The sequence below is a fragment of the Pseudomonas sp. LTGT-11-2Z genome, assembly GCF_003691445.1.
GTDB classification, from domain to species: domain Bacteria; phylum Pseudomonadota; class Gammaproteobacteria; order Pseudomonadales; family Pseudomonadaceae; genus Aquipseudomonas; species Aquipseudomonas monteilii.
Genome location: NZ_CP033104.1, coordinates 4,677,592 through 4,699,587, shown reverse-complemented (window position 1 = coordinate 4,699,587; position 21,996 = coordinate 4,677,592). Strand labels below are relative to the sequence as shown.

The following is a 21,996-nucleotide window of genomic DNA, read 5'->3' as shown; positions in this document are numbered from 1 at the left end:
TGTCTAGATTTCTGAACAGGGTTCGCACCAGTGGTAAATGCAGCAAAAACCAAACCCGCACCCGTCATCAATCGCCTGGTCGTAGTCGGCCTCGGCCTGATCGGCGGCTCTTTCGCCAAGGGCCTGCGTGAAAGCGGCCTGTGCCGCGAAGTGGTCGGTGTAGACCTGGATGCCCCTTCGCGCAAGCAAGCTGTGGCCCTGGGCGTGGTCGATCGCTGCGAAGAAGACCTTGCAGTCGCCTGTGTCGGTGCCGATGTCATCATGCTGGCCGTACCGATCCTGGCCATGGAAAAAGTCCTGGCCCGCCTGGCTCGGCTTGACCTGGGCAATGCCATCATCACGGATGTCGGCAGCGCCAAGGGCAACGTCGTCCGTGAGGCGCGCGCTGTTTTTGTAAACGAGAGCGCCCAGCGTCTGCCGCGCTTCGTCCCCGGCCACCCCATCGCCGGTTCCGAGCAGAGCGGGGTAGAGGCCTCCAACGCTGCCCTGTTCCGCCGTCACAAGGTCATCCTCACGCCGCTGGCCGAAACCGATCCTGCCGCGCTAGCGCTGGTCGACCGCCTGTGGCGTGCGCTGGATGCCGATGTGGAGCACATGTCGGTCGAGCGCCATGATGAAGTGCTGGCAGCTACCAGTCACTTGCCGCACCTGCTGGCCTTTGGCTTGGTCGACTCGTTGGCCAAACGCAATGAAAACCTCGAGATCTTCCGGTACGCTGCGGGAGGTTTCCGCGATTTCACAAGAATCGCTGGCAGCGACCCGACCATGTGGCACGACATCTTCCTCGCCAACCGCGACGCTGTCCTGCGCACGCTAGATACATATCGCAGCGATCTCGACGCCTTGCGCGACGCGATCGCTGAAGGGGACGGGCACCAGCTGCTGGGTGTATTCACCCGCGCACGGGTTGCCCGCGAGCATTTCAGTAAAATCCTGGCCCGCCGGGCCTATGTGGACGCTATGAACGCCAACGATCTGATTTTCCTGGCCCAACCGGGTGGCCGCCTGAACGGGCGTATTCGTGTACCGGGCGACAAGTCGATTTCCCATCGCTCGATCATGCTCGGCTCGCTGGCCGAAGGCACCACCGAAGTCGAAGGCTTCCTCGAAGGTGAAGACGCGCTGGCGACCCTGCAGGCATTCCGTGACATGGGTGTGGTCATCGAGGGCCCCAACCACGGTCGCGTGACCATTCACGGCGTTGGCCTGCACGGCCTCAAGCCACCACCCGGGCCGCTGTATGTAGGTAACTCCGGTACCTCGATGCGCCTGCTGTCGGGCCTGCTGGCCGGCCAGCCGTTCGACGTCACCATGACAGGCGACGCTTCGCTGTCCAAGCGCCCGATGAACCGTGTGGCCAACCCGCTGCGCGAAATGGGCGCCGTGGTCGAGACAGGTCCGGAAGGCCGCCCACCGCTGACCATTCGCGGCGGTAGCAAGCTCAAGGCATTGACCTACACGCTGCCGATGGCCAGCGCCCAGGTCAAATCGTGCCTGTTGCTGGCCGGCCTGTACGCCGAAGGCAAGACCACCGTCACCGAGCCTGCGCCAACCCGTGACCACACTGAGCGCATGCTGCGCGGCTTTGGCTATGCGGTCGAGTCGAACGGCCCGGTTGCCTCGCTGCAGTCCGGTGGCAAACTCACCGCGACCCGCATCGAGGTGCCGGCCGACATTTCCTCGGCAGCGTTCTTCCTGGTGGCAGCTTCGATCGCTGAGGGCTCCGAGCTGGTGCTGGAGCACGTAGGCATCAACCCGACCCGTACCGGCGTGATCGACATCCTGCGCCTGATGGGCGGCGACATTACCCTGGAAAACCAGCGTGAAGTCGGCGGCGAGCCGGTGGCTGATTTGCGTGTGCGTGGTGCCAAGCTCAAGGGCATTGATATCCCGGAAGAACTGGTACCGCTGGCCATCGACGAGTTCCCGGTGCTGTTCGTGGCCGCCGCCTGCGCCGAAGGGCGTACCGTGCTGCGTGGCGCCGAAGAGCTGCGGGTGAAGGAATCCGACCGTATCCAGGTGATGGCTGACGGCCTGATCACCCTGGGCATCAAGTGTGAACCGACCCCGGACGGCATCATCATCGACGGTGGCCAGTTGGGCGGTGGCGAAGTGCATGGCCACGGTGACCACCGCATTGCCATGGCTTTCAGCGTGGCCTCGCTGCGCGCCAGCGCGCCCATCCGCATCCATGACTGCGCCAACGTCGCCACCTCGTTCCCCAACTTCCTGGCGCTGTGTGCCGAAGTGGGTATCCGCGTGGCGGAAGAGGGCAAGTCGTGAATTCGCTGGCGCCGGTTATCACCATCGACGGGCCTAGCGGCTCGGGCAAGGGCACGGTCGCCGGCCTGCTGGCTCGCGAGCTGGGCTGGAAGCTGCTGGATTCGGGTGCGCTTTACCGCTTGCTGGCGTTCAACGCCAGTAATCACGGTGTCGACCTCACCAACGAAGAGCTGCTGACCAAGCTTGCCGCCCATCTGGATGTGCAGTTCATCGCCGCCGAGCCCGGTAAGCTGCAACAGATCATCCTTGAGGGTGAAGACGTCAGTAACGTCATCCGTACCGAAACGGTAGGTGCGGGTGCCTCGATGGTGGCTTCGCTGCCGGCGGTGCGTGATGCCCTGCTGGTGCGTCAGCGTGAGTTCCGCGAGGCGCCGGGCCTGATCGCCGACGGTCGCGACATGGGCACCGTGGTGTTCCCCGACGCGCCGTTGAAGGTCTTCCTTACCGCCAGCGCGGAGGAGCGTGCACGTCGTCGCTACCTGCAGTTGAAGGGCAAGGGTGAAGATGTTAGTCTGTCGAGTCTGCTGGATGAGATTCGTGCGCGTGATGAACGCGACACCCAACGTGCAGTGGCCCCGCTGAAACCAGCGGTCGATGCCATTCAGTTGGACTCTACCGAGTTGTCCATCGAGCAGGTGTTGCAACGTATCAGGAGCGAGATCGCCCAGCGCGATCTCCTCTGATAGCCAGGAGAGCAGGCAGGGGCACCAGTCAACGTCCTGCCTGCTTTCCTTTACTTAAAACAGACCCACATTGTCTGGAATGTGGCGAGGGGCGTTTGTTTCGCCCGAATTTACAGGAATTAAAATGAGCGAAAGCTTTGCAGAACTCTTTGAAGAAAGCCTGAAAACCCTCAATCTTCAGCCGGGTGCGATCATCACCGGTATCGTTGTCGACATCGACGGCGACTGGGTTACCGTACACGCTGGCCTGAAGTCCGAGGGCGTCATCCCGCTCGAGCAGTTCTACAACGAAGCTGGCGAGCTGACCATCAAGGTCGGTGACGAAGTGCACGTTGCGCTGGACGCGGTCGAAGACGGCTTTGGCGAAACCAAACTGTCCCGTGAAAAAGCCAAGCGCGCCGAGTGCTGGATTGTTCTGGAAGCAGCTTTCGCCGCCGAAGAAGTGGTCAAGGGCGTTATCAACGGTAAGGTTAAGGGCGGCTTCACTGTCGACGTTAACGGCATCCGTGCGTTCCTGCCGGGCTCCCTGGTTGATGTCCGCCCAGTGCGCGACACCACCCACCTGGAAGGCAAAGAGCTGGAATTCAAGGTCATCAAGCTGGACCAGAAGCGCAACAACGTTGTCGTTTCCCGTCGCAGCGTGCTGGAAGCCGAGAACTCCGCCGAGCGCGAAGCCCTGCTGGAAACCCTGCAGGAAGGCCAGCAAGTCAAAGGTATCGTCAAGAACCTCACCGACTACGGCGCATTCGTGGACCTGGGCGGTATCGACGGCCTGCTGCACATCACCGACATGGCCTGGAAGCGCATCAAGCACCCATCGGAAATCGTTAACGTTGGCGACGAAGTCGACGTACGCGTTCTGAAGTTCGACCGCGAGCGCAACCGCGTTTCGCTGGGTCTGAAGCAAATGGGCGAAGATCCGTGGGTAGCTATCACTGCCCGTTACCCAGAAGGTACTCGCGTGCAAGCTCGCGTTACCAACCTGACCGACTACGGCTGCTTCGCTGAACTGGAAGAAGGCGTTGAAGGTCTGGTACACGTTTCCGAAATGGACTGGACCAACAAGAACATCCACCCGTCGAAAGTCGTTCAGGTTGGCGACGAAGTGGAAGTCATGGTTCTGGACATCGACGAAGAGCGTCGTCGTATCTCCCTGGGCATCAAGCAGTGCAAGTCCAACCCATGGGAAGACTTCTCCGGTCAGTTCAACAAGGGTGACAAGATCACCGGTACCATCAAGTCGATCACCGACTTCGGTATCTTCATCGGCCTGGACGGCGGCATCGACGGCCTGGTTCACCTGTCCGACATCTCCTGGAACGAAACCGGCGAAGAAGCCGTACGTCGTTTCAAGAAGGGCGACGAGCTGGAAACCGTCATCCTGTCGGTCGACCCAGAGCGCGAGCGCATCTCCCTGGGCATCAAGCAGCTGGAAGACGATCCGTTCTCCAACTTCGTTGCTGTCAATGACAAGGGCGCTATCGTCAAGGGCATCGTGAAAGAAGTTGACGCCAAAGGCGCCATCGTCACTCTGGCCGACGACATCGAAGCCACTCTGAAAGCTTCCGAAATCAGCCGTGACCGCGTTGAAGACGCGCGTAACGTTCTGAAGGAAGGCGAAGAGATCGAAGCCAAGATCATCAGCGTTGACCGCAAGTCGCGCGTTATCAGCCTGTCGATCAAATCGAAAGACGACGCTGAAGAGCGCGAAGCCATCCAGAGCCTGAAAAACGCTCCGGAAGCGGCTGCCGACACCACCATGGCTGCGCTGCTGCGCGAAGCAATGGCCAAGCAGAACTGAGTTCTGTTTGATCGGTAAAAAAGGGCGACCCTCGGGTCGCCCTTTTTTTTGGAGTTGGTTTTGTTTTGTGGTGTTCGCCGTTGGCTTTGCGGTGTTGCGCAAATCGAGCGCCGCCCGCGCGGCGCATCGCGAGCTGCGCTCGCTCCTACGTTTGTTTCTGGCCAGTAACGCCTGTGGCAGGTGCGCGCGACCGCCTTGTTTATACGTTGCGATATCGCGCCATGCGCCAAAGCGTCCGCGCGCGAATCCTCCAGGAATAATTGGCCCGAAACAAACGTAGGAGCGAGCGCAGCTCGCGATGCGCCGCGCGGGCGGCGCTCGATCTCCCAGGTGCAGCCACTCTACCGCCATACCCTCAAAGCCACACTGCATCCCAATGCGGGTAATCACCGACTTTGGTAACCAATCCCGCTCTGACCGGGTTGGCTACGATGTACCTTGCCGCCTTGAGAATATCTTCGTCTCGGCGCAAGGTGCGGTCGAAATATCCGGCCTGCCATATCGGTGACATCTTCACCCCGGCTTTGCGCAATGCATTGCTGGATTGGCACTTGAAGCGTTGCATCAGTTTGCTAAGCGTTGTGCCTTTCAGTTCGATCAACCAGTGCAAGTGGTCTGGCATCAGTACCCAGGCTAGCGAGCGACAGTGTTGCTGATGATCTGCATGGCGTAGGTTGTGGATAGCCAGGCGGGCATGGTGAAGGTTGTGGAACAGGGGCTGACGCAGGTGGGTCACAGTTGTCAGCATGTAAAGCCTGCCTGGCACTGAGCATCGTGCATGGCGAAGCCTGTGGCCGTGGGGTTTGGCCATTACGTTCATCCTTGAGTATGTGTGCCGGGGAGGCGTAGTCGCCGTGGATGGAGGCTGGCGTTAATAAGGGTTTCAGCGTGTAAATGGATGGCTTGGGATTTGCCGTGTTGCGGATATCGAGCGCCGCCCGCGCGGCGCATCGCGAGCTGCGCTCGCTCCTACGTTTGTTTCGGGCCAATTGTTCCTGGGGGATTTGCGCACGGACGCCTTGGCGCATGGCGCGATATCGCGCCGTATAAACAAGGCGGTCGCGCGCCACTGCCACAGGCGTTACTGGCCCGAAACAAACGTAGGAGCGAGCGCAGCTCGCGATGCGCCGCGCGGGCGGCGCTCGATTGTCGCGCCACCGCAAATCCATCGCCGGACGCCTACAAGCCCTCGGTGGCTAGACCATTCTTGTAAAACTTCAATCTTGAATTTTTTTATTAAGTCAAGAACCACCCTGTTCAAATCCTTCCCGGCGTGCTACAAACTGGTTGAGCAATGATCTAGCTGCTTGATAACGAAGGGAAAAATATGACGAAGTCGGAGCTGATCGAACGTATTGTCACCCATCAAGGGCTGCTCTCGTCCAAGGACGTGGAGCTGGCCATCAAGACCATGCTTGAGCAGATGTCACAATGCCTTGCTACCGGCGATCGCATCGAGATCCGCGGTTTTGGCAGCTTCTCGCTGCACTATCGTGCCCCCCGCGTGGGCCGTAACCCGAAGACCGGTCAGTCGGTCAGCCTCGAAGGCAAGTTCGTGCCGCACTTCAAGCCCGGCAAAGAGTTGCGCGATCGGGTCAATGAAGACGAGCATGATGAGGTTCATACCTGATCCCTCAAGGAGCAATCTGATGCGTAACCTCAAGCGCGCCCTGGCGGCGGTATTCGTGCTGCTGTTGGCGGCCGTGGTGCTGTTCTTCGTGCTGGAAAACCAGCAAACCGTGTCGTTGGTACTGTTCGGCTGGGCTGCTCCGGCAATGCCGGTTGCCGTGCTGGTGTTGGCCGCGTTGGTGATTGGCCTGGCAGTCGGGCCATTGTTGGGTGCCTACGGCGTGCAGCGCAGCAAGCGCAAGATCAGGGCGTCTGCCCGACAGGCGGCACTGAGCGGTAACTAGGGAAATTTCCTACGCTCGCTTAGGAAAGCGTCACCTATGCATGCTCTGGTCGTCGTGGAGTAATAGCGCACTTCATTTTCGGCCCAGGTGAGTGTGCGCAGCATGGACTATCCCAGCCTTTCCCATCACGGTGGTACCCGCAGCGTTACCGGGTCTTGTCACCAACTGCATCTCGCCCCATTCACCAGCCTGCTGGTCGACTGCGGCCTGGAGCAGGGCGCCGAGGCAGCGCAAGGCGCAGGCGCTGCGCCGCTCGGCTTTGACGTGCAGGGCATCGAGGCCCTGATCATCACGCATGTGCATCTGGATCACGTTGGCCGTATCCCTGCGCTGCTGGCCGCCGGTTACCGCGGCCCCATTCTGTGCAGTGAGCCTTCCGCACAGCTGCTACCACTGGTGCTGGAAGACGCCTACAAGCTGAGCGTCAGCAGTGATCCCGCGCAGGTGGCGCGGTACCTCGAATTCGTCTGCGACCTTATCGTGCCCCTGCCGTTCGAGCAGTGGCACACGCTGGTCGAGCGCCCAGGCCTTGGCTGTCGCATTCGCTTGCAGCGCGCGGGCCATCTGCTGGGCTCGGCGTATGTCGAGTGCGATATGCAGCATGGGCAGTCCAATAGCCGTTACGTGTTTTCTGGTGACCTGGGGGCGTGTGGCAATCCCTTGTTGCGCCCGCTACAGCCGCCAGAGCGCGCCGACGTGCTGGTGCTGGAAAGTACCTATGGTGACCGCTTGCATCCGCATGTCGGCGACCGCAGGCAGCGGCTGGAAGAGGCCATTGATCGTGCCCTGGCTGACAAGGGTACTCTCCTGATTCCGGCTTTCAGCCTGGGGCGCACCCAGGAGCTGCTGTACGAACTGGAAGACATCCTCTACCGCAAGGCTTTGGTGGGTAACGCTGGCCCAGGCACCGAGGGTGACCCGCTCGACTGGTCGCAGTTGCCCATTATCCTCGACTCGCCCCTGGCCCAGCGCATCACTGGCGTGTACAGGGAGCTGCACGACTACTGGAATGCCGAGGCCAGGGCTCGCCTTGCCGAAGGGCGCGATCCGCTCGGTTTCAGTCAGCTGATCAGCGTGGATACCCATGCCCGGCACCAGCAGGTGGTCAACTACCTCAAGAGCACCGGTCGCCCGGCGATTGTGATTGCCGGTAATGGCATGTGCTCGGGTGGGCGCATCGTCAATTATCTCAAGGCCATGTTGGGGGACCCTCGGCACGAGGTGATGTTTGTGGGCTATCAGGCCAAGGGCACGCCGGGGGCGGTGATTCAGGCTAGCGAGGGGGCGGAAGGATTCGTGCAGATTGATCTGGATGGGCGGATGTATGAGGTGCAAGCGAAAGTACTGACGTTATCAGGCTACGCCGGGCATGCGGACCAGGCAGCTCTGGTGCGATTTGCCCGAGGTAGTGCGCAGGCTGCCAAGCGGATTGTCTTGGTGCATGGTGAAACAGGTGCCAAGCAAGCGCTGTCCGCCGCCTTGGTGCGACATTTTGAGTCGCAGGCCTGCAACCCCGAAGTCGTCATTGCGTCATGAGCCCGCAAGGCAGCTAAGCGTTTGTCGAAAAAGGAGAACTTTTATGTTACACGTCACTCTATGGCTGGATGATGCTTAGAGTGTGAACCTTGGAGAGGTCACAGAATTGTCGCTACGCTGTAGTCGAGCGTGGCGACGGTGCTGCTCGAAAGCGCTGTTCAGGCATTCAGCAATGCATATTTCAGACCGACCCAAGGAAAGACATAGTAAATGCGCAACGATCAAGGGCGCTTGGCTGATGACAACGAGATTGACCTGATTGAGCTTGTGGAAGGCGTATGGCGACAGAAGCTGTGGGTAGCGGTGATCGCTGTACCGATCGTGCTTGTCGGGTTGGCTTATGCGTTGCTTGCACCGCGGGTTTACCAGGCAAGGTTATTCGTCGAGCCGCCTTCGCGTGATGAAATTGCCCAGCTCAATTACGGGCGGGGGGGAGATAGTGGGCTGTCAACATACTCGGTCAAGGATGTTTACGATGTGTATGTGAGGGAACTGAATTCTGAAACGGTACGCAGCAAATTCTACCGTACTGTCTATGAGCCGGCATTGACTGGAAACGAGCGGGTTGGCTCACGCGATGTGCTTTACGCCCAGTTCCTCAGCAAGTTGACCGTCGAGCAAGTCACTAAAGATGGCCCGAACCGCTATGTGATAGCGGCCAGCACCGAAGACCCGAACCAGGCAGCGCAATGGGTAGCGGCCTATGCTGAGATGGCGTCGGAGCTTGCCAAGGAAGAGGTATTGACAGGGCACCGCAGTGAGCTGGCGGTCAAGGCCGAGAATCTTCAGTGGGAAATTGATGCGGCTCAAGCGAGCGCCCGCAAATTGCGGGAAGATCAGTTGGTCCGTTTGAGAGAGGCGTTGAAGGTTGCCAAGTCCATTGGGCTGGAGAAGCCACCTATCATTTCTGGAAGCCTGTCGTCGGAAGTGTCGGCTGCCATGAGTGGTGCCTTGACCTACATGCGGGGAAGCAAGGCGATCGAAGCAGAAATCGAAACGTTGCAATCCCGGTCTTCGGATGACGCATTCATTGACGGTTTGCGAGCCAGGCAAGAGCGGCTGGCATTCTACCGAGGTTTGAAAGTAGACCCTCAAAGTGTTCAGGTTTTCACCCAAGATGGCGTCGTGGAGCTTCCTGACAAGCCTGTAAAACCCAAGCGGGCGCTGATCGTGACGGCGGCGCTGGTATTGGGTTTGGCCGTTGGTGTGCTGGTCGCAATCATGCGTGACCTGCTGCAGCGGCGCAGAAAGCCCGCAGCCCTCTCTCGTGTGATTGGCAACGAATGATTGGTTGGTTCTGATGGAAGGTAAGTCAGCGTTATGAATAACAATTATCTGGTTTCTATCGTAGTACCAACCCATAACCGGTCGAAATACGCCATATCCTGCATTGAAAGTCTGCTGGAAATTCCTTCTCAAGAGGTGCAGGTGGTTGTTCATGACACCAGCAATGATGCTTGCGACCTGGCCCGGTGGGCGCAGGCACAAGAGGATCATCGCCTTGTGTATGTTCACTGGCAGAGCCGCTTGTCGATGACCGAGAACCACGAGCGGGCCATCGCGCTGGCGACAGGCGAGTATGTGTGCCTGATCGGCGACGACGATACAGTTTCCAACCATATCATCGAGTTTGCCCGTTACGCCAAGGACCATTCAATCGCCATGCTCACGCCCAAAGTGCGTGCGGCTTATTACTGGCCGGACTTCCGTACCAAATTTTACGGAGCCGCTCATGCCGGGCGCATTTATCTCGAGCATTTTGAGACCACCTTGACCGAGTGGGATGTACGGGAGCGGCTCGATAACGCCCTCAGGCACGCCTGCCAAGGTACAGATGCAATGCCCAAGCTTTATCATGGTCTGGTCAGGAACGAACTGCTGGCCGGTCTGAGGCAGAAAAACGGCAAGGTATTTTTTGGTACCAGCCCGGACATGTCGGCGGCCGTCGCATTGTCGATCCAGCCAGGCCGTTACAGCTTGGTCGACTTCCCGTTCACCATGCCTGGCGGGGCAGGGGGGAGCAACAGCGGGCGAAGTGCGGAAGGCAAGCACAAAGGCAGCCTGAAGGATGACCCGCATCTGGCGCCGTTCAAGGGCTTGGTCTGGCCCGACTTCATTCCGCAATTCTTTAGTGTGGAGACTGTATGGGCACATGCAGCCTGGGAAACCCTGGAGAACGTTGGCAATGATGAAAAGGCCCGCTTCAATTTCGCCAGGCTGTATGCGCTTTGCCTGTTGCACCACCGTGATTACGCCCAGGTTATTCTGGGGGCGCGGCGTGCAGCGGCGCAGAGGCAGTTCAAGGGTGTGAGCCTGCTGCACGTTGGTGCCGCGTTCATTGCTGTGGCCGGTCAGTATGCCTGGGGCCGGGCCAAGCGCCTGATGAAGCCGGGTGCCAACTACGGCAGGGAGGTTGTGGCTACGGTGGAAAACGTACGCCTGGCCAAGCATGAACTGGACAATAACCTGGCTGCGAAGGTCGGTACTGCTCCCGTTTCCATAAAGCGCGGCTAAGGCTTAGCTCATGCCAGAAGTGTGTATGTGTCATGCAGCTACGTAACCTGACTACCCTGCTGTTTGCCAGCTTTTCCGGCAAGCTTGTCTATGCGATGGCCAGCCTGGCGGCATTGCCGCTGGCAACACGCTTGCTCGGCGCGGAAGCCATGGGCATGGTTGGCTTTTTTACGACGCTGCTGATGGTGCTGATGGTGGCTGAAGGCGGGCTCACCAGCAACATCATCCACCGGATGGCCCGCTCGGTTGCTGTCAGCCCGCAGAAGGCACGGCGCAACAGGGCGGCAGACCTGTCGATGGTGTCCAGCTACTTCGCAACATTCACATTAATCGGTGCCATCGCGTTTCTGGGCGTGGGCCTGGCTTCGGGCTTCATGGCAGAGCACTGGCTCAGTATCGAAGATGTTGGCAAGGCCGCTGCCCGGCAATCGTTGTGGTATATGGCGGGTTTCATCGCCCTCAACTTTCCGATCATGCTCCTGCAAGCGGTGCTGGCAGGCAAGGAAATGCAATTAGCGCTCAATGCCCTGTACGTTCCATATTCCTTGCTGCGTACGCTCGGGGTACTGCTACCGCTTTACCTGTTTCCTGGCATGCGTTCGATCGAGTTCTACTTCCTGCTCCAAGTCATTGTACAAGTCAGCTATTTGTTGGCCTTGTTGTGGGTAGTGCACGGTAAGACCGGGTTCCTGCCGTGGCTGTATCGCTTCAAGATGGGCTATCTGCGGCGCGGGTATGTCTATGGGAGGGGGGTCCTGCTGATTTCCATTACTTCGGTACTAACCACTCAGTACGACAAATTGTACCTCAGCGGCCGTATCACCCTGGAAGCCTTTGGCTACTACACCTTGGCAACCACGCTGGCTGGCGTTGCGTACATCTTCTCGACGGCGTTCAATTCAGTGCTGTTCCCGCGCATGGCCGCGTGCTTTTCAGCGAATGACGAACGCAGTGTCGAGCGCATCCACACCGCTTCGTTGTGCATCATGTCATCGGTGCTGGTGCTGTTATGCTGTGCTGTGGTCCTGTTCAAGCCTCTTGTCCTTGGCATTCTGTTTGCGCCTGACGTGGCAGCGGGCGTCTCCAGTGTGGTGGGCATACTGGTGGTCGGGACCTCCTTGCAGTCACTGCTGATTGTTCCGTTTGCCTTGCAGTTGGCGACCAAGTGGACAACGCTTGCGTTTCGCTTGAACGTGGTGGCTATTCCGTTGATGCTCCTCGGTCTTCCGCTTCTGGTCGAGCGTTGGGGCAGCAACGGGGCGGCGTGGATGTGGCTTTTGTATAACATTTACTCCGTATTATTGACTTTCTTCTTTGTTTGCAAGCGCCATCCTTATCTGACCAAGGGCGTATTTACCGGTCTGAAGGTGCTGGCGATGTCCATTACAGCCGGGGTTGTTTTCTTTGCCGCTGCCAACGCAGTGTGCGAGAGGTTGGTTAGCGACTATTACCGGCTAGGGGTGGTCGTGGTGGCTACTGTTGTGGCAGTACTCGCCAGCCTGGTGCTAAATCGAAAATCCTTGCTCGCATTCAGATAATGCTTGCAGCCTTCAGTGTCGAGGAACCAATGAAAATCATAATCCTGGGTGCCACTGGCATGTTGGGCAATGCTGTCTTCAGGGTGTTGAGCGCTCAAGCCGGCCTGAATGTCTGGGGCACCATCCGCAGCCCTTCCGCTGCACGTGTTTTCGAGCAGGGGCATCAGGCCAGGTTGATTGCTCACATGGATGTGCTGGACCAGGATTGCCTGGTCGAATTGTTCCGAAAGCACAAGCCGGACGTGGTTATCAACTGCGTTGGCCTAATCAAGCAGTTCGACACCGCCAACGACCCGCTGGCTGTGCTACCGATCAATGCCATGCTGCCTCACCGCCTTTCGCGTTTGTGCGAGGCTGTTGGCGCTCGTCTGGTGCATATCAGCACAGACTGCGTGTTCTCTGGCAGTCAGGGGGGCTATAAAGAGTCGGACCGTTCCGATGCCTACGATTTGTACGGCAAGTCGAAGTACATTGGCGAGGTCGTGGACTCGGCCAGCGCCATTACCTTGCGGACCTCGATTATCGGTCATGAGCTGAACAGTAAAGTATCACTGATAGATTGGTTCCTGGACCAGCAAGGCTCGGTCAAGGGGTTCAGGAAGGCGATATTTTCTGGTTTGCCAACCGTCGAGTTGGCCAGGGTCATTCGTGATTTCGTGTTGCCCAAGCCGGAACTCAGCGGCTTGTATCACGTCTCCGTCGAGCCGATTGACAAGTATTCGCTGTTGAAACTGGTGGCTTCGGCCTATGGCAAGGACATTGAAATTCTGGAGGACTCGGCCCTGGAAATTGACCGATCTCTGGACTCCAGCAAATTCCGCAGTGCGACTGGGTACCAACCTCCTGCGTGGGAGCGGTTGGTAGAAGTTATGCGTGATTTCAAATAATAGCGAACGGGGCGAGGTGCGTGATGTTCAAGAATAAAGTATTGATGATTACCGGCGGTACTGGTTCGTTTGGCAATACCGTGCTCAAGCGGTTCCTTGATACCGATGTGAAGGAAATCCGGATTTTCAGCCGGGACGAAAAAAAACAGGAAGACATGCGCATTGCTCTGGCCAATGACAAGGTCAAGTTCTACATTGGCGACGTACGTGATTACGCCAGCCTGATGCAGGCTATGGTAGGCGTGGACTACATTTTCCATGCGGCCGCACTGAAGCAGGTGCCTTCCTGCGAATTTTTCCCGATGGAGGCGGTGAAGACCAACGTCATCGGTACGGAGAATGTGATCAACGCGGCGGTCGCCAACCATGTAAAGCGCGTGGTTGTACTGAGTACCGACAAAGCCGTGTACCCGATCAACGCAATGGGTATTTCCAAAGCCATGGCCGAAAAGCTGGTGGTGGCCAAGTCTCGTATGATTCCTGCCGAAGGGCCGGTGATCTGTGCGACACGTTATGGCAACGTCATGGCCTCTCGCGGCTCGGTTATCCCGTTGTTCGTCAACCAGCTTAAGAGCGGTTCGCCGCTTAGTATCACCGACCCCAACATGACGCGCTTCCTGATGTCCCTGGAAGATTCGGTGGATCTTGTGCTGCACGCTTTCGAGCACTCCAAGCAGGGCGATATCTTCGTCCAGAAAGCGCCGGCGTCCACAGTGGGTGAGCTGGCTGATGCGCTGAAGCGCATCTTCAACAAGGACAATGCCATTCGCATCATCGGTACCCGCCATGGCGAGAAGCTTTACGAATCGTTGATCTCGCGCGAGGAAATGGCCAAATCCGAAGACATGGGGCGCTATTACCGGATTCCGGCGGACAACCGCGACCTGAACTACGAAAAGTATTCGTCGAATGGCGAACAGGAAGTGTCGGAGCTGGATGACTACACATCGCACAATACCCAGCGGCTGAGTGTAGACGAAATTATTTCTACATTGATGAAGCTTGACTACATCGTGGAAGAACTGAAGTCGGTGTAAAGTTGCGAGTGCGGCTGAATACAGGCTTGGTTGCCAGGGAAGAACGATGATTTATTACGTCGCTAGCACGCTTGCGTTTTTTGTATTGTGTTTCATGGGCTGGCTGGTGCGGGCGCCTCGGTATTTTCTGGTGCTGGCGTTGTTGCCAATGGCATTCCTGGCGATCTTGCGTGGTACTGTAGGCATGGACACAGCCACGTACATTCAAACGATCAATCAGCTGTTGGAAAGCGGCAGTTTTCTGGGGGTATTCGAACCGCTGTTCGAGGGCTTGGTGCTGACGCTTTCGATGTTCACTGACAGTGCAGCGCTTATCCTCGCCTTGATTGGCGTAATGATCACGTTACTGCTGGTGTGGGCGGGGATGCGCCACAACAGCAACCCCTACTTGTTCTGCCTACTGGTCGTACCGGTTTACTATTTTGACATGGTCATGAACGGCGTTCGCTATGGTCTGGCATTTTCGCTGGTTTACCTGGCAGGCAGTTTTCTGCTGCAACGGCGTTACGGAGTGTATTTTGCCCTGGTATTGGTTGCGGGCATGATTCAAGTTTCCAGTTTGATGCTGGGGTTGTTGTTGTTCATTCTGTATACCCGGCAATGGCGTTGGGTTATTTATGGTACGGTCTTCCTCGCCGTATTTGTCGGAGTGTTTTTCAACTATTTACTGGCCAAATTGACCAGTTATGCCGGCCTTCAGGTGGCTTCCGGCTTGTCCGGGCTGAGTACGGTACTGGTGTCGTGGCTGTTGCTCGCTATCTGGGCACTTGATGTCCAGGCCCGGCGCCATTCCGGCCTGGTGATCTTGCTGCTGGCGGGGCTGACTGTGGTCATGATCGGTGTATCCCAGTTCAGTTATGCTGGCATTCGGCTGCAGCAACTGGTCAACTTCCTGATCATCATGTGCCTGATTTTTCACACTGCCAGGTACGAGATTCAGTTGGCGCCTTTCACCAAAGTAGCCATTCTGCTGGTTGCGTTGATGGCATTTGCATTCAGGATGAAAAATTTTGCTGACACGGCGGGTATTGGATCGTCTCCGTTTGTGCCGTATCTGTTCTTTTGGGAGTGAAGATGTCAGGCGCTCAGCTACCTCAGGTCAGCGTTATTGTTCCTGTTTATAACATGGCGGACTACGTGGCGCGTTGTCTGCACAGTATCTGCGCAATCGATTGCCAACGGCTTGAGATCATCGTGATCGACGATGGCTCCAAGGATGATTCGCTGGCGATATGCCAGGCAAAACTGGCAGGACGTGATGATGTGAAAATCCTCACGCAGGCTAATGCAGGGCAGGGGGTGGCACGAAACTACGGGCTGCAGCATGCTACCGGCAAATATGTATTGTTTGTTGATTCGGATGATACTGTCGACCCCCGAATTATCAGCTGCACCTTGCCGCTGATGGAAGAAAGCAACTACGATTTCATAAATTTCGGCCTCGATTTTGTAAGTGAAGACGGCAGGGTCAGCCACAGTATCGTGCCTGGCCGGCATAAGGAGCTGAAAGGGCGTGCCATTTTCGAGCGGGCGATGATGGACGAGGAAATCCTGTCGAGCCCGGTCAACAAGTTATATTCCCGTGCATTCCTTGAGCGTCACAATGTGCGCTTCCCGGAAACACGGGGGTGTGAGGATATTTTCTTCTCTCGTGCACTGGCGTTGCATGCGTCGGCCACAGGGTTTGTCGCAGAAGTGCTGTACCATGCCCTGGTGCGGTATGGTAGTACGACACGAAGTGCCGGTGCGGGGTTGTTGATAGCTGCACTCGAGGTGCTGGCAATAGAAAAACGGTACTTGCAGGAGCAAGGCGTTTATCAAACGTACAGCGAGCTTTATCAGCGGCATTATGCTAAACAGATAGCCTACATTTTTTATGTGCTGGCTTATCGAGCAAAGAATCTTCAGGTTTACACTGATGCGGTCAGGCTGGCCAGACAAGAACCTGACTTTCAGCGTTTGGCGGCCAATGGTAAATGGGGGGATGTGGGACTGAAGTACAGAGTAGTCCTCATGGGGAGTCGCTTTCCATTTATGCTCAGGGCAATGGCAAGCGTATTGGCACTGCTCAATGTCAAGCCGTATTGAAGCGGTTTGGAAACAAAAGTTATGACTTGACTGGGCGGAATTATAATGAAAAGACCTAGGATCGCCGTACTTTTAGCTGCTTACAATGGTGTGCACTGGTTGCCGGAACAGGTGACGTCCATCCTCGAACAAGAGGATGTCGATGTGGCCTTGTTCATCAGTGTGGACAGCTCGGACGATGGCACCGAGGCATGGTGCGAGGCGCTTCAGGCCAGCAACCCTGCAGTGACAGTACTGCCGTTAGGCCTGCGCTTTGGTGGCGCTGGCAAAAACTTTTTCCGCTTGCTCCACGACGTGGAGCTGGCCTCGTTCGATGCGATTTCTCTGGCAGACCAGGATGATATCTGGTACCCGGACAAACTGGCGCGGGCTTATCAGTACATCGCCCAAGGTAACGATGCCTATTCGAGCAATGTCCTGGCATTTTGGCCTGACGGCCGTGAAATGTTGGTAGAAAAGCACCAACCCCAGGTGCAATACGATTTCCTGTTCGAAGCGGCCGGGCCGGGTTGTACCTATGTGCTTTCTCCGGTGCTTGCAAATCGGTTCAAAGCGTTTCTGTTGGATAAATGGCAGGAAATTCAGGATGTCACGTTGCATGATTGGCTGATCTACGCCTATGCAAGGTCACAACGCATGCAGTGGTTCATCGATCCGCAGCCGTCGATGCGTTATCGGCAGCATGCCAGTAACCAGGTGGGCGTGAACACGGGTGGCTCAGCCATGAAAGCTCGCCTGCGCAAAGTGCTTTCAGGTTGGTGGTTGCAACAGTCGGTGCATATTGCATCACTGGTTGGCCTGGATAAAACTGCATGTGTTGTGAGTTGGGCGGCACTTGATATCAAAAGCCTGCTGAGGCTGGCATTCAACGCCCGACAATACCGTCGACGTAATCGCGACAGGATTTATTTCGTTGGACTGTGCCTCATTCTTGTCCTGGCCCGGCTGGCAGGGCGAAAGCCTGCCTGAGCCCATTTTACTGAACATGGCAATTAATGTATGAAAGTTACCCGCCTTGAAATTCCGGATGTAATGCTTTTCGAGCCAAAGGTGTTTGGCGATGAGCGTGGTTTTTTTCTGGAAAGCTACAACCAGCAAGTGTTTGAGCAGGCTATCGGCAGGCCGGTTAATTTTGTGCAGGATAATCATTCCTGCTCCGCTAAAGGCGTACTGCGGGGGTTGCACTACCAGATAAAGCAGCCCCAGGGAAAACTGGTACGGGTTGTACAGGGTGAAGTTTTTGATGTGGCAGTAGATATGCGTCGGTCGTCGCCGACTTTTGGTCGATGGGTGGGCGAATACCTTTCTGCCGAAAACAAGCGGCAATTGTGGGTGCCTGCGGGTTTCGCCCATGGCTTTCTGGTGATGTCTGACGTTGCCGAGTTCTTGTACAAGACCACCGACTTCTATGCGCCCCAGTATGACCGTTGCCTGGCATGGAATGATGTGGAGCTGAATGTTCGTTGGCCCTTGGTCGGGCAACCGACGTTGTCTGCCAAGGATCAGCTGGGCTTGGCGTTCAGCAGCGCCGACTATTTTGACTGACAGGCCCTGACAGGCTGGCCAGCCATGGCGGCGAAGGCCCAAAAAGGAAGGATTGAACGATGACGATCTTGGTAACCGGCGGCAGTGGCTTTGTTGGCTGCGCGCTGCTGGAAAGGCTTGCCGCCAACCCAGGCAGGGGGCTTCGGGCGCTGGTCAGGCAACCGCCAGCCCGGCAGGTTGCAGGCGTCGATTACCGGCAGTTCACCGAACTATCGGCGGTAAGTTTTGACTCTGGCCATTTCGAGCAGGTAGACACTGTGATCCACCTGGCGTCACGCGTGCACGTGATGCACGAAACGGCAGCAGAACCACTGGCCGAATTCCGCCGGGTCAATGTGGAGGGTACCTTGGCCCTGGCCCGGGCTGCTGCCCAAGCGGGCGCGCGCCGATTCATCTTCGTTAGTTCGGTGAAGGTGAATGGCGAGAGCACTGATGGCCGGGCGCCCTATACAGCTGACGAAGTGCCTGCACCGCAGGACCCCTATGGCGTATCCAAACGCGAAGCCGAAGACGGCTTGCGCCAAGTGGCGGCTCAAACGGGGCTGGAAGTAGTGATCGTGCGCCCAGTGCTTGTCTATGGGCCTGGGGTGAAAGCCAACTTCCGCAGCATGATGCACTGGCTGAGCAAGGGCGTACCCTTGCCCTTCGGTGCCATTCACAACAAACGCAGCCTGGTGGCGCTGGATAACCTGGTTGACCTATTGGTGACCTGCATTGATCACCCTGCCGCTGCCAACCAGACCTTTCTGGCCAGTGATGGTCATGACCTTTCTACCACCGAGTTGCTGCAACACCTGGGCAAGGCTCTGGGCAAACCTGCCCGGCTGTTACCTGTGCCTGCAGCCTTGCTTAAAGGGGTGGCAACCCTGGCAGGCAAAGGTGCCTTGTCCCGGCGCCTATGCGGCTCGTTGCAGGTAGACAGCCGTAAGACACGTGAAGTGCTAGGCTGGAAACCTCCACTTGATATCGACCAGGCGCTACGGGCCACGGCAATCAACTTTTTGAAAGAGCAAGACAAATGACGGTATGGTGGCTCATTCCCCTGGTGGCAGGGGCATCCCTGCTTCTGACAGCGGCGTTACGGCGCTACGCCCTGAACAAACAGATCATCGATGTACCCAACGCACGCAGCTCGCACACTGTACCGACCCCACGGGGCGGTGGTGTGGCCATTGTGCTGAGTTTTCTGGTGTGCCTGCCTGTATTGGGCCTGAATGGAGTAGTGCCACTGCCGGCACTGGTGGGCATTGGTGGGGCTGGGGCATTGATTGCCGTGATCGGTTTCATGGACGACCACGGCCACATTGCCGCCCGTTGGCGGCTGCTCGGCCATTTCGCCGCAGCAACCTGGATGTTGTACTGGCTGGGCGGCCTGGCACCGTTGCAGATATTTGGCTTCACGCTGGACCTGCTGTGGCTTGGCTATGTCCTGGCGGCCTTCTACAGCGTATGGATGCTCAACCTTTATAACTTCATGGACGGCATCGACGGTATCGCCAGCGTGGAAGCGGTCACAGCCTGTCTGGGGATGGTGTTGCTGTCAGCACTTGCCGGTGCTCCCCAGTTGATGGTGCTGCCCCTGCTATTGGCAGCCGCCACGATCGGCTTCCTGTTCTGGAACTTCCCCCCTGCCAAGATCTTCATGGGCGACGCTGGCAGTGGCTTCCTCGGCATCGTGCTGGCGGCCCTTTCGCTGCAAGCTGCCTGGGTGTCGTCACAGCTGTTCTGGTGCTGGCTGATCCTTCTAGGGGTGTTCGTGGTAGACGCTACATTCACCTTGATCCGTCGACTGCTACGCGGTGACAAGGTATATGAAGCACACCGCAGCCACGCTTACCAGTTTGCGTCGCGCCACTATGGAAGGCATCTGCCGGTAACCCTGGCGGTGGCCGCGCTCAACCTGTTCTGGCTGCTGCCGGTGGCCTTGTGCGTGCTTTTGCTTGGCCTGGATGGCGTGTGGGGCGTGATCATCGCCTACCTGCCATTGGCATATCTGGCCGTACGTTGGCGCGCCGGTGAGCTTGAACACTAGCTAAAGTGATAGGACGAAGCGAGTAGACATGTCACTTTGGATTGCCCTAAGAGGTTTTATGGATAAGCTGCGCTCAAGACTGCTAGGACTGCCTCGACGCCACAAACGGCTGATTCAGGTAGCGACTGATGTGATTCTGGTCTGGTTCGCACTCTGGCTGGCGTTCGTCGTGCGCCTGGGCATTGATGATCTGGCCAACCCCGTCCTGGACCATACCTGGCTGTTCATCATAGCGCCGATCATTTCGATTCCGCTGTTCATCCGATTTGGTCTGTATCGGGCGGTGATGCGGTACTTCGGCAATGATGCGCTCATCGCCATCATCAAGGCCGTGACCCTTTCGGCGTTGATACTGGGCTTCATAATCTATTGGGCCGGCAATCATCAAAGTGTGGTGCCACGCTCCATCACCTTCAACTACTGGTGGCTCAGTCTCATCATGGTCGGCGGCCTGCGCCTTGCCATGCGCCAATACTTCCTGGGGGATTGGTTCGCCACTGCTGTGCAGCACGTGCCTTTCGCCAATCGCGACGATGGCCTTCCACGGGTTGCCATCTACGGTGCCGGCTCGGCCGGTAACCAGCTGGTTGCTGCCTTGCGCATGGGCAAAGCCATGCGCCCGGTCGCGTTCATCGATGACGATGGCAGCATCACCGACCGGGTAATTGCCGGCCTGCAGGTGTACCAGCCAGACCATTTGCAACGCATGATCGACGACACCGGCGCCGAAGAAATCCTGCTGGCGCTGCCCTCGGTCAGCCGCAGCCGCCGCCGCGAGATCCTCAACCTGCTCGAAGGCTATCCGCTGCATGTACGCAGTGTGCCTGGGTTCATGGATTTGGCCAGCGGCCGGGTCAAGGTGGACGACATCCAGGAAGTAGACATCGCCGACCTGCTTGGCCGCGATGCGGTGCCTGCCCAAAGTGACCTGCTGCAGCACTGCATCATCGACCAAACAGTGATGGTAACCGGCGCTGGCGGCTCGATCGGCTCCGAGCTGTGTCGCCAGATACTGGGCCAGACGCCGCGTACCCTGCTGCTGTTCGAACACAGTGAATTCAACCTGTACACCATCGCCAGCGAACTGGAGCAACGTATCCTTCGTGAGGGCCTGGCTGTGCAGTTGATCCCTATCCTCGGCTCGGTCCGCGACCAGGCCAAGATGCTGGACGTGATGCGTGCCTGGCAGGTAGACACCGTCTACCACGCCGCCGCCTACAAGCACGTGCCCATCGTCGAGCACAACATTGCCGAAGGCCTGTCGAACAATGTGTTCGGCACCCTGTACACCGCCCAGGCGGCATTGCAGGCTGGCGTTTCCAACTTCGTGTTGATCTCTACCGACAAGGCCGTGCGCCCCACCAATGTGATGGGCAGTACCAAGCGCTTGGCCGAAATGGTGCTGCAAGCCCTGAGCAAAGAGCTGGCGCCCGTGTTGATGGGCGATACCGGCAACGTGTCGCAGGTGAACAAAACCCGTTTCACCATGGTGCGTTTTGGCAACGTGCTGGGCTCGTCAGGCTCAGTGATCCCGCTGTTTCACAAGCAAATCAAACACGGCGGGCCACTGACCGTGACCCACCCGAAAATCACCCGCTACTTCATGACAATCCCCGAGGCCGCGCAGTTGGTGATCCAGGCCGGCTCCATGGGGCAGGGTGGTGACGTGTTTGTGCTGGACATGGGTGAGCCGGTGAAGATCGTGGAACTTGCGGAAAAAATGATTCACCTGTCCGGCTTCAGCATCCGCTCCGAGCGCAACCCTCTGGGCGACATCGCCATCAACTTCACCGGCCTGCGCCCTGGCGAAAAGTTGTATGAAGAGTTGCTGATCGGTGACAACGTAATTGCCACGCGCCACCCCATGATCATGAGCGCCAATGAAGACTACCTGACCTGGGATGTGCTCAAGCAGCGCCTGGAGGCACTGCGGGCTGCGACCGCCGAGGATGACTTTGCCACCGTGCGCCAATTGTTGCGCGACACCGTCAGCGGCTATACACCGGGCGGTGAAATCGTCGACTGGCTGTATCAGCGCCGGCGCCTTGAGCCTTGATCGCAGTCGGTCTATGAAACAGTTGTTGCCGACAGGTCAACATCTACAACAATTTCAAACCGTGCATGGTTTGATAGCGGTAT

The 21,996-nt window shown here is 57.6% G+C and carries 19 protein-coding genes; 18 read left to right on the top strand and 1 reads right to left on the bottom strand.

Features of this window, described 5'->3' with window-relative positions; translation table 11 throughout:
- Positions 1-30: 30 nt before the first annotated feature.
- The 3 genes from D8767_RS22090 to rpsA all read left to right on the top strand — a co-directional run bounded on the left by D8767_RS22090 (position 31) and on the right by rpsA (position 4,767).
- Positions 31-2,283: a bifunctional prephenate dehydrogenase/3-phosphoshikimate 1-carboxyvinyltransferase gene (locus tag D8767_RS22090; protein ID WP_016715022.1), complete on the top strand. Its 2,253-nt coding sequence runs from the start codon at positions 31-33 to the stop codon at positions 2,281-2,283.
- Entirely contained in the window at positions 2,280-2,966 is a 687-nt protein-coding gene (gene cmk, locus D8767_RS22085) for a (d)CMP kinase (RefSeq protein ID WP_016715023.1), read from the top strand. Before D8767_RS22090 ends, cmk begins: the two co-directional genes overlap by 4 nt.
- Before the next feature lie 124 nt (positions 2,967-3,090).
- Entirely contained in the window at positions 3,091-4,767 is a 1,677-nt protein-coding gene (rpsA, locus tag D8767_RS22080) for a 30S ribosomal protein S1 (RefSeq protein ID WP_003252673.1), read from the top strand.
- A 355-nt stretch (positions 4,768-5,122) separates the two neighbouring features.
- On the opposite strand, the gene D8767_RS22075 is transcribed toward rpsA, so the two are convergent.
- Positions 5,123-5,578 (bottom strand): transposase, encoded by a 456-nt coding sequence (locus D8767_RS22075; RefSeq protein ID WP_016715024.1) that lies wholly within the window; start codon positions 5,576-5,578, stop codon positions 5,123-5,125.
- Positions 5,579-6,094: 516 nt separating this feature from the next.
- Here D8767_RS22075 and ihfB point away from each other — a divergent pair.
- The 15 genes from ihfB (at position 6,095) to D8767_RS22000 (ending at position 21,913) form a co-directional block, all read left to right on the top strand.
- Entirely contained in the window at positions 6,095-6,397 is a 303-nt protein-coding gene (gene ihfB, locus D8767_RS22070) for an integration host factor subunit beta (protein ID WP_016715025.1), read from the top strand.
- Between the two features lie 19 nt (positions 6,398-6,416).
- The gene (locus D8767_RS22065) at positions 6,417-6,680 is read left to right on the top strand and encodes a lipopolysaccharide assembly protein LapA domain-containing protein (protein WP_016715026.1); all 264 of its coding nucleotides are present in this window, start codon (positions 6,417-6,419) and stop codon (positions 6,678-6,680) included.
- Positions 6,681-6,782: 102 nt separating this feature from the next.
- Positions 6,783-8,216 (top strand): MBL fold metallo-hydrolase, encoded by a 1,434-nt coding sequence (locus D8767_RS22060; protein ID WP_016715027.1) that lies wholly within the window; start codon positions 6,783-6,785, stop codon positions 8,214-8,216.
- Positions 8,217-8,426: 210 nt separating this feature from the next.
- Entirely contained in the window at positions 8,427-9,503 is a 1,077-nt protein-coding gene (locus D8767_RS22055; RefSeq protein WP_028698674.1) for an LPS O-antigen chain length determinant protein WzzB, read from the top strand.
- Positions 9,504-9,536: 33 nt separating this feature from the next.
- Positions 9,537-10,730 (top strand): glycosyltransferase family 2 protein, encoded by a 1,194-nt coding sequence (locus tag D8767_RS22050; RefSeq protein WP_016715029.1) that lies wholly within the window; start codon positions 9,537-9,539, stop codon positions 10,728-10,730.
- Positions 10,731-10,762: 32 nt separating this feature from the next.
- Positions 10,763-12,268, top strand: a complete 1,506-nt coding sequence (locus tag D8767_RS22045) for a hypothetical protein (protein WP_016715030.1) — start codon at positions 10,763-10,765, stop codon at positions 12,266-12,268.
- Positions 12,269-12,297: 29 nt separating this feature from the next.
- Complete coding sequence (locus tag D8767_RS22040; protein WP_029380330.1) at positions 12,298-13,155, top strand: SDR family oxidoreductase; 858 nt, start codon at positions 12,298-12,300, stop codon at positions 13,153-13,155.
- 23 nt (positions 13,156-13,178) lie between these two features.
- Positions 13,179-14,192: a polysaccharide biosynthesis protein gene (locus D8767_RS22035; protein ID WP_016715032.1), complete on the top strand. Its 1,014-nt coding sequence runs from the start codon at positions 13,179-13,181 to the stop codon at positions 14,190-14,192.
- Positions 14,193-14,238: 46 nt separating this feature from the next.
- On the top strand, positions 14,239-15,264 hold the full coding sequence (locus tag D8767_RS22030) for an EpsG family protein (RefSeq protein WP_016715033.1): 1,026 nt from the start codon (positions 14,239-14,241) through the stop codon (positions 15,262-15,264).
- A gap of 2 nt (positions 15,265-15,266) precedes the next feature.
- Complete coding sequence (locus tag D8767_RS22025; protein ID WP_016715034.1) at positions 15,267-16,280, top strand: glycosyltransferase; 1,014 nt, start codon at positions 15,267-15,269, stop codon at positions 16,278-16,280.
- A gap of 45 nt (positions 16,281-16,325) precedes the next feature.
- On the top strand, positions 16,326-17,249 hold the full coding sequence (locus D8767_RS22020) for a glycosyltransferase (RefSeq protein ID WP_080578128.1): 924 nt from the start codon (positions 16,326-16,328) through the stop codon (positions 17,247-17,249).
- A gap of 30 nt (positions 17,250-17,279) precedes the next feature.
- A complete protein-coding gene (gene rfbC, locus D8767_RS22015) occupies positions 17,280-17,825 on the top strand; it encodes a dTDP-4-dehydrorhamnose 3,5-epimerase (protein ID WP_016715036.1) in 546 nt (181 codons plus the stop codon).
- A 59-nt stretch (positions 17,826-17,884) separates the two neighbouring features.
- Positions 17,885-18,847 (top strand): SDR family oxidoreductase, encoded by a 963-nt coding sequence (locus D8767_RS22010; protein WP_016715037.1) that lies wholly within the window; start codon positions 17,885-17,887, stop codon positions 18,845-18,847.
- On the top strand, positions 18,844-19,857 hold the full coding sequence (locus D8767_RS22005) for a glycosyltransferase family 4 protein (RefSeq protein WP_016715038.1): 1,014 nt from the start codon (positions 18,844-18,846) through the stop codon (positions 19,855-19,857). Before D8767_RS22010 ends, D8767_RS22005 begins: the two co-directional genes overlap by 4 nt.
- Before the next feature lie 58 nt (positions 19,858-19,915).
- Positions 19,916-21,913: a nucleoside-diphosphate sugar epimerase/dehydratase gene (locus tag D8767_RS22000; protein WP_016715039.1), complete on the top strand. Its 1,998-nt coding sequence runs from the start codon at positions 19,916-19,918 to the stop codon at positions 21,911-21,913.
- Positions 21,914-21,996 lie beyond the last annotated feature (83 nt).

Bases quoted from the DNA above. Each gene is read 5' to 3' on its own strand.
- ihfB (WP_016715025.1), top strand. From the start codon at position 6,095: ATGACGAAGTCGGAGCTGATCGAACGTATTGTCACCCATCAAGGGCTG.
- D8767_RS22035 (WP_016715032.1), top strand. From the start codon at position 13,179: ATGTTCAAGAATAAAGTATTGATGATTACCGGCGGTACTGGTTCGTTT.
- D8767_RS22005 (WP_016715038.1), top strand. From the start codon at position 18,844: ATGACGGTATGGTGGCTCATTCCCCTGGTGGCAGGGGCATCCCTGCTT.
- D8767_RS22050 (WP_016715029.1), top strand. From the start codon at position 9,537: ATGAATAACAATTATCTGGTTTCTATCGTAGTACCAACCCATAACCGG.
- rfbC (WP_016715036.1), top strand. From the start codon at position 17,280: ATGAAAGTTACCCGCCTTGAAATTCCGGATGTAATGCTTTTCGAGCCA.
- D8767_RS22000 (WP_016715039.1), top strand. From the start codon at position 19,916: ATGGATAAGCTGCGCTCAAGACTGCTAGGACTGCCTCGACGCCACAAA.
- D8767_RS22055 (WP_028698674.1), top strand. From the start codon at position 8,427: ATGCGCAACGATCAAGGGCGCTTGGCTGATGACAACGAGATTGACCTG.
- rpsA (WP_003252673.1), top strand. From the start codon at position 3,091: ATGAGCGAAAGCTTTGCAGAACTCTTTGAAGAAAGCCTGAAAACCCTC.
- D8767_RS22020 (WP_080578128.1), top strand. From the start codon at position 16,326: ATGAAAAGACCTAGGATCGCCGTACTTTTAGCTGCTTACAATGGTGTG.
- D8767_RS22075 (WP_016715024.1), bottom strand. From the start codon at position 5,578: ATGGCCAAACCCCACGGCCACAGGCTTCGCCATGCACGATGCTCAGTG.
- D8767_RS22060 (WP_016715027.1), top strand. From the start codon at position 6,783: ATGGACTATCCCAGCCTTTCCCATCACGGTGGTACCCGCAGCGTTACC.
- D8767_RS22065 (WP_016715026.1), top strand. From the start codon at position 6,417: ATGCGTAACCTCAAGCGCGCCCTGGCGGCGGTATTCGTGCTGCTGTTG.
- D8767_RS22030 (WP_016715033.1), top strand. From the start codon at position 14,239: ATGATTTATTACGTCGCTAGCACGCTTGCGTTTTTTGTATTGTGTTTC.
- D8767_RS22040 (WP_029380330.1), top strand. From the start codon at position 12,298: ATGAAAATCATAATCCTGGGTGCCACTGGCATGTTGGGCAATGCTGTC.
- D8767_RS22010 (WP_016715037.1), top strand. From the start codon at position 17,885: ATGACGATCTTGGTAACCGGCGGCAGTGGCTTTGTTGGCTGCGCGCTG.
- D8767_RS22045 (WP_016715030.1), top strand. From the start codon at position 10,763: ATGCAGCTACGTAACCTGACTACCCTGCTGTTTGCCAGCTTTTCCGGC.
- D8767_RS22025 (WP_016715034.1), top strand. From the start codon at position 15,267: ATGTCAGGCGCTCAGCTACCTCAGGTCAGCGTTATTGTTCCTGTTTAT.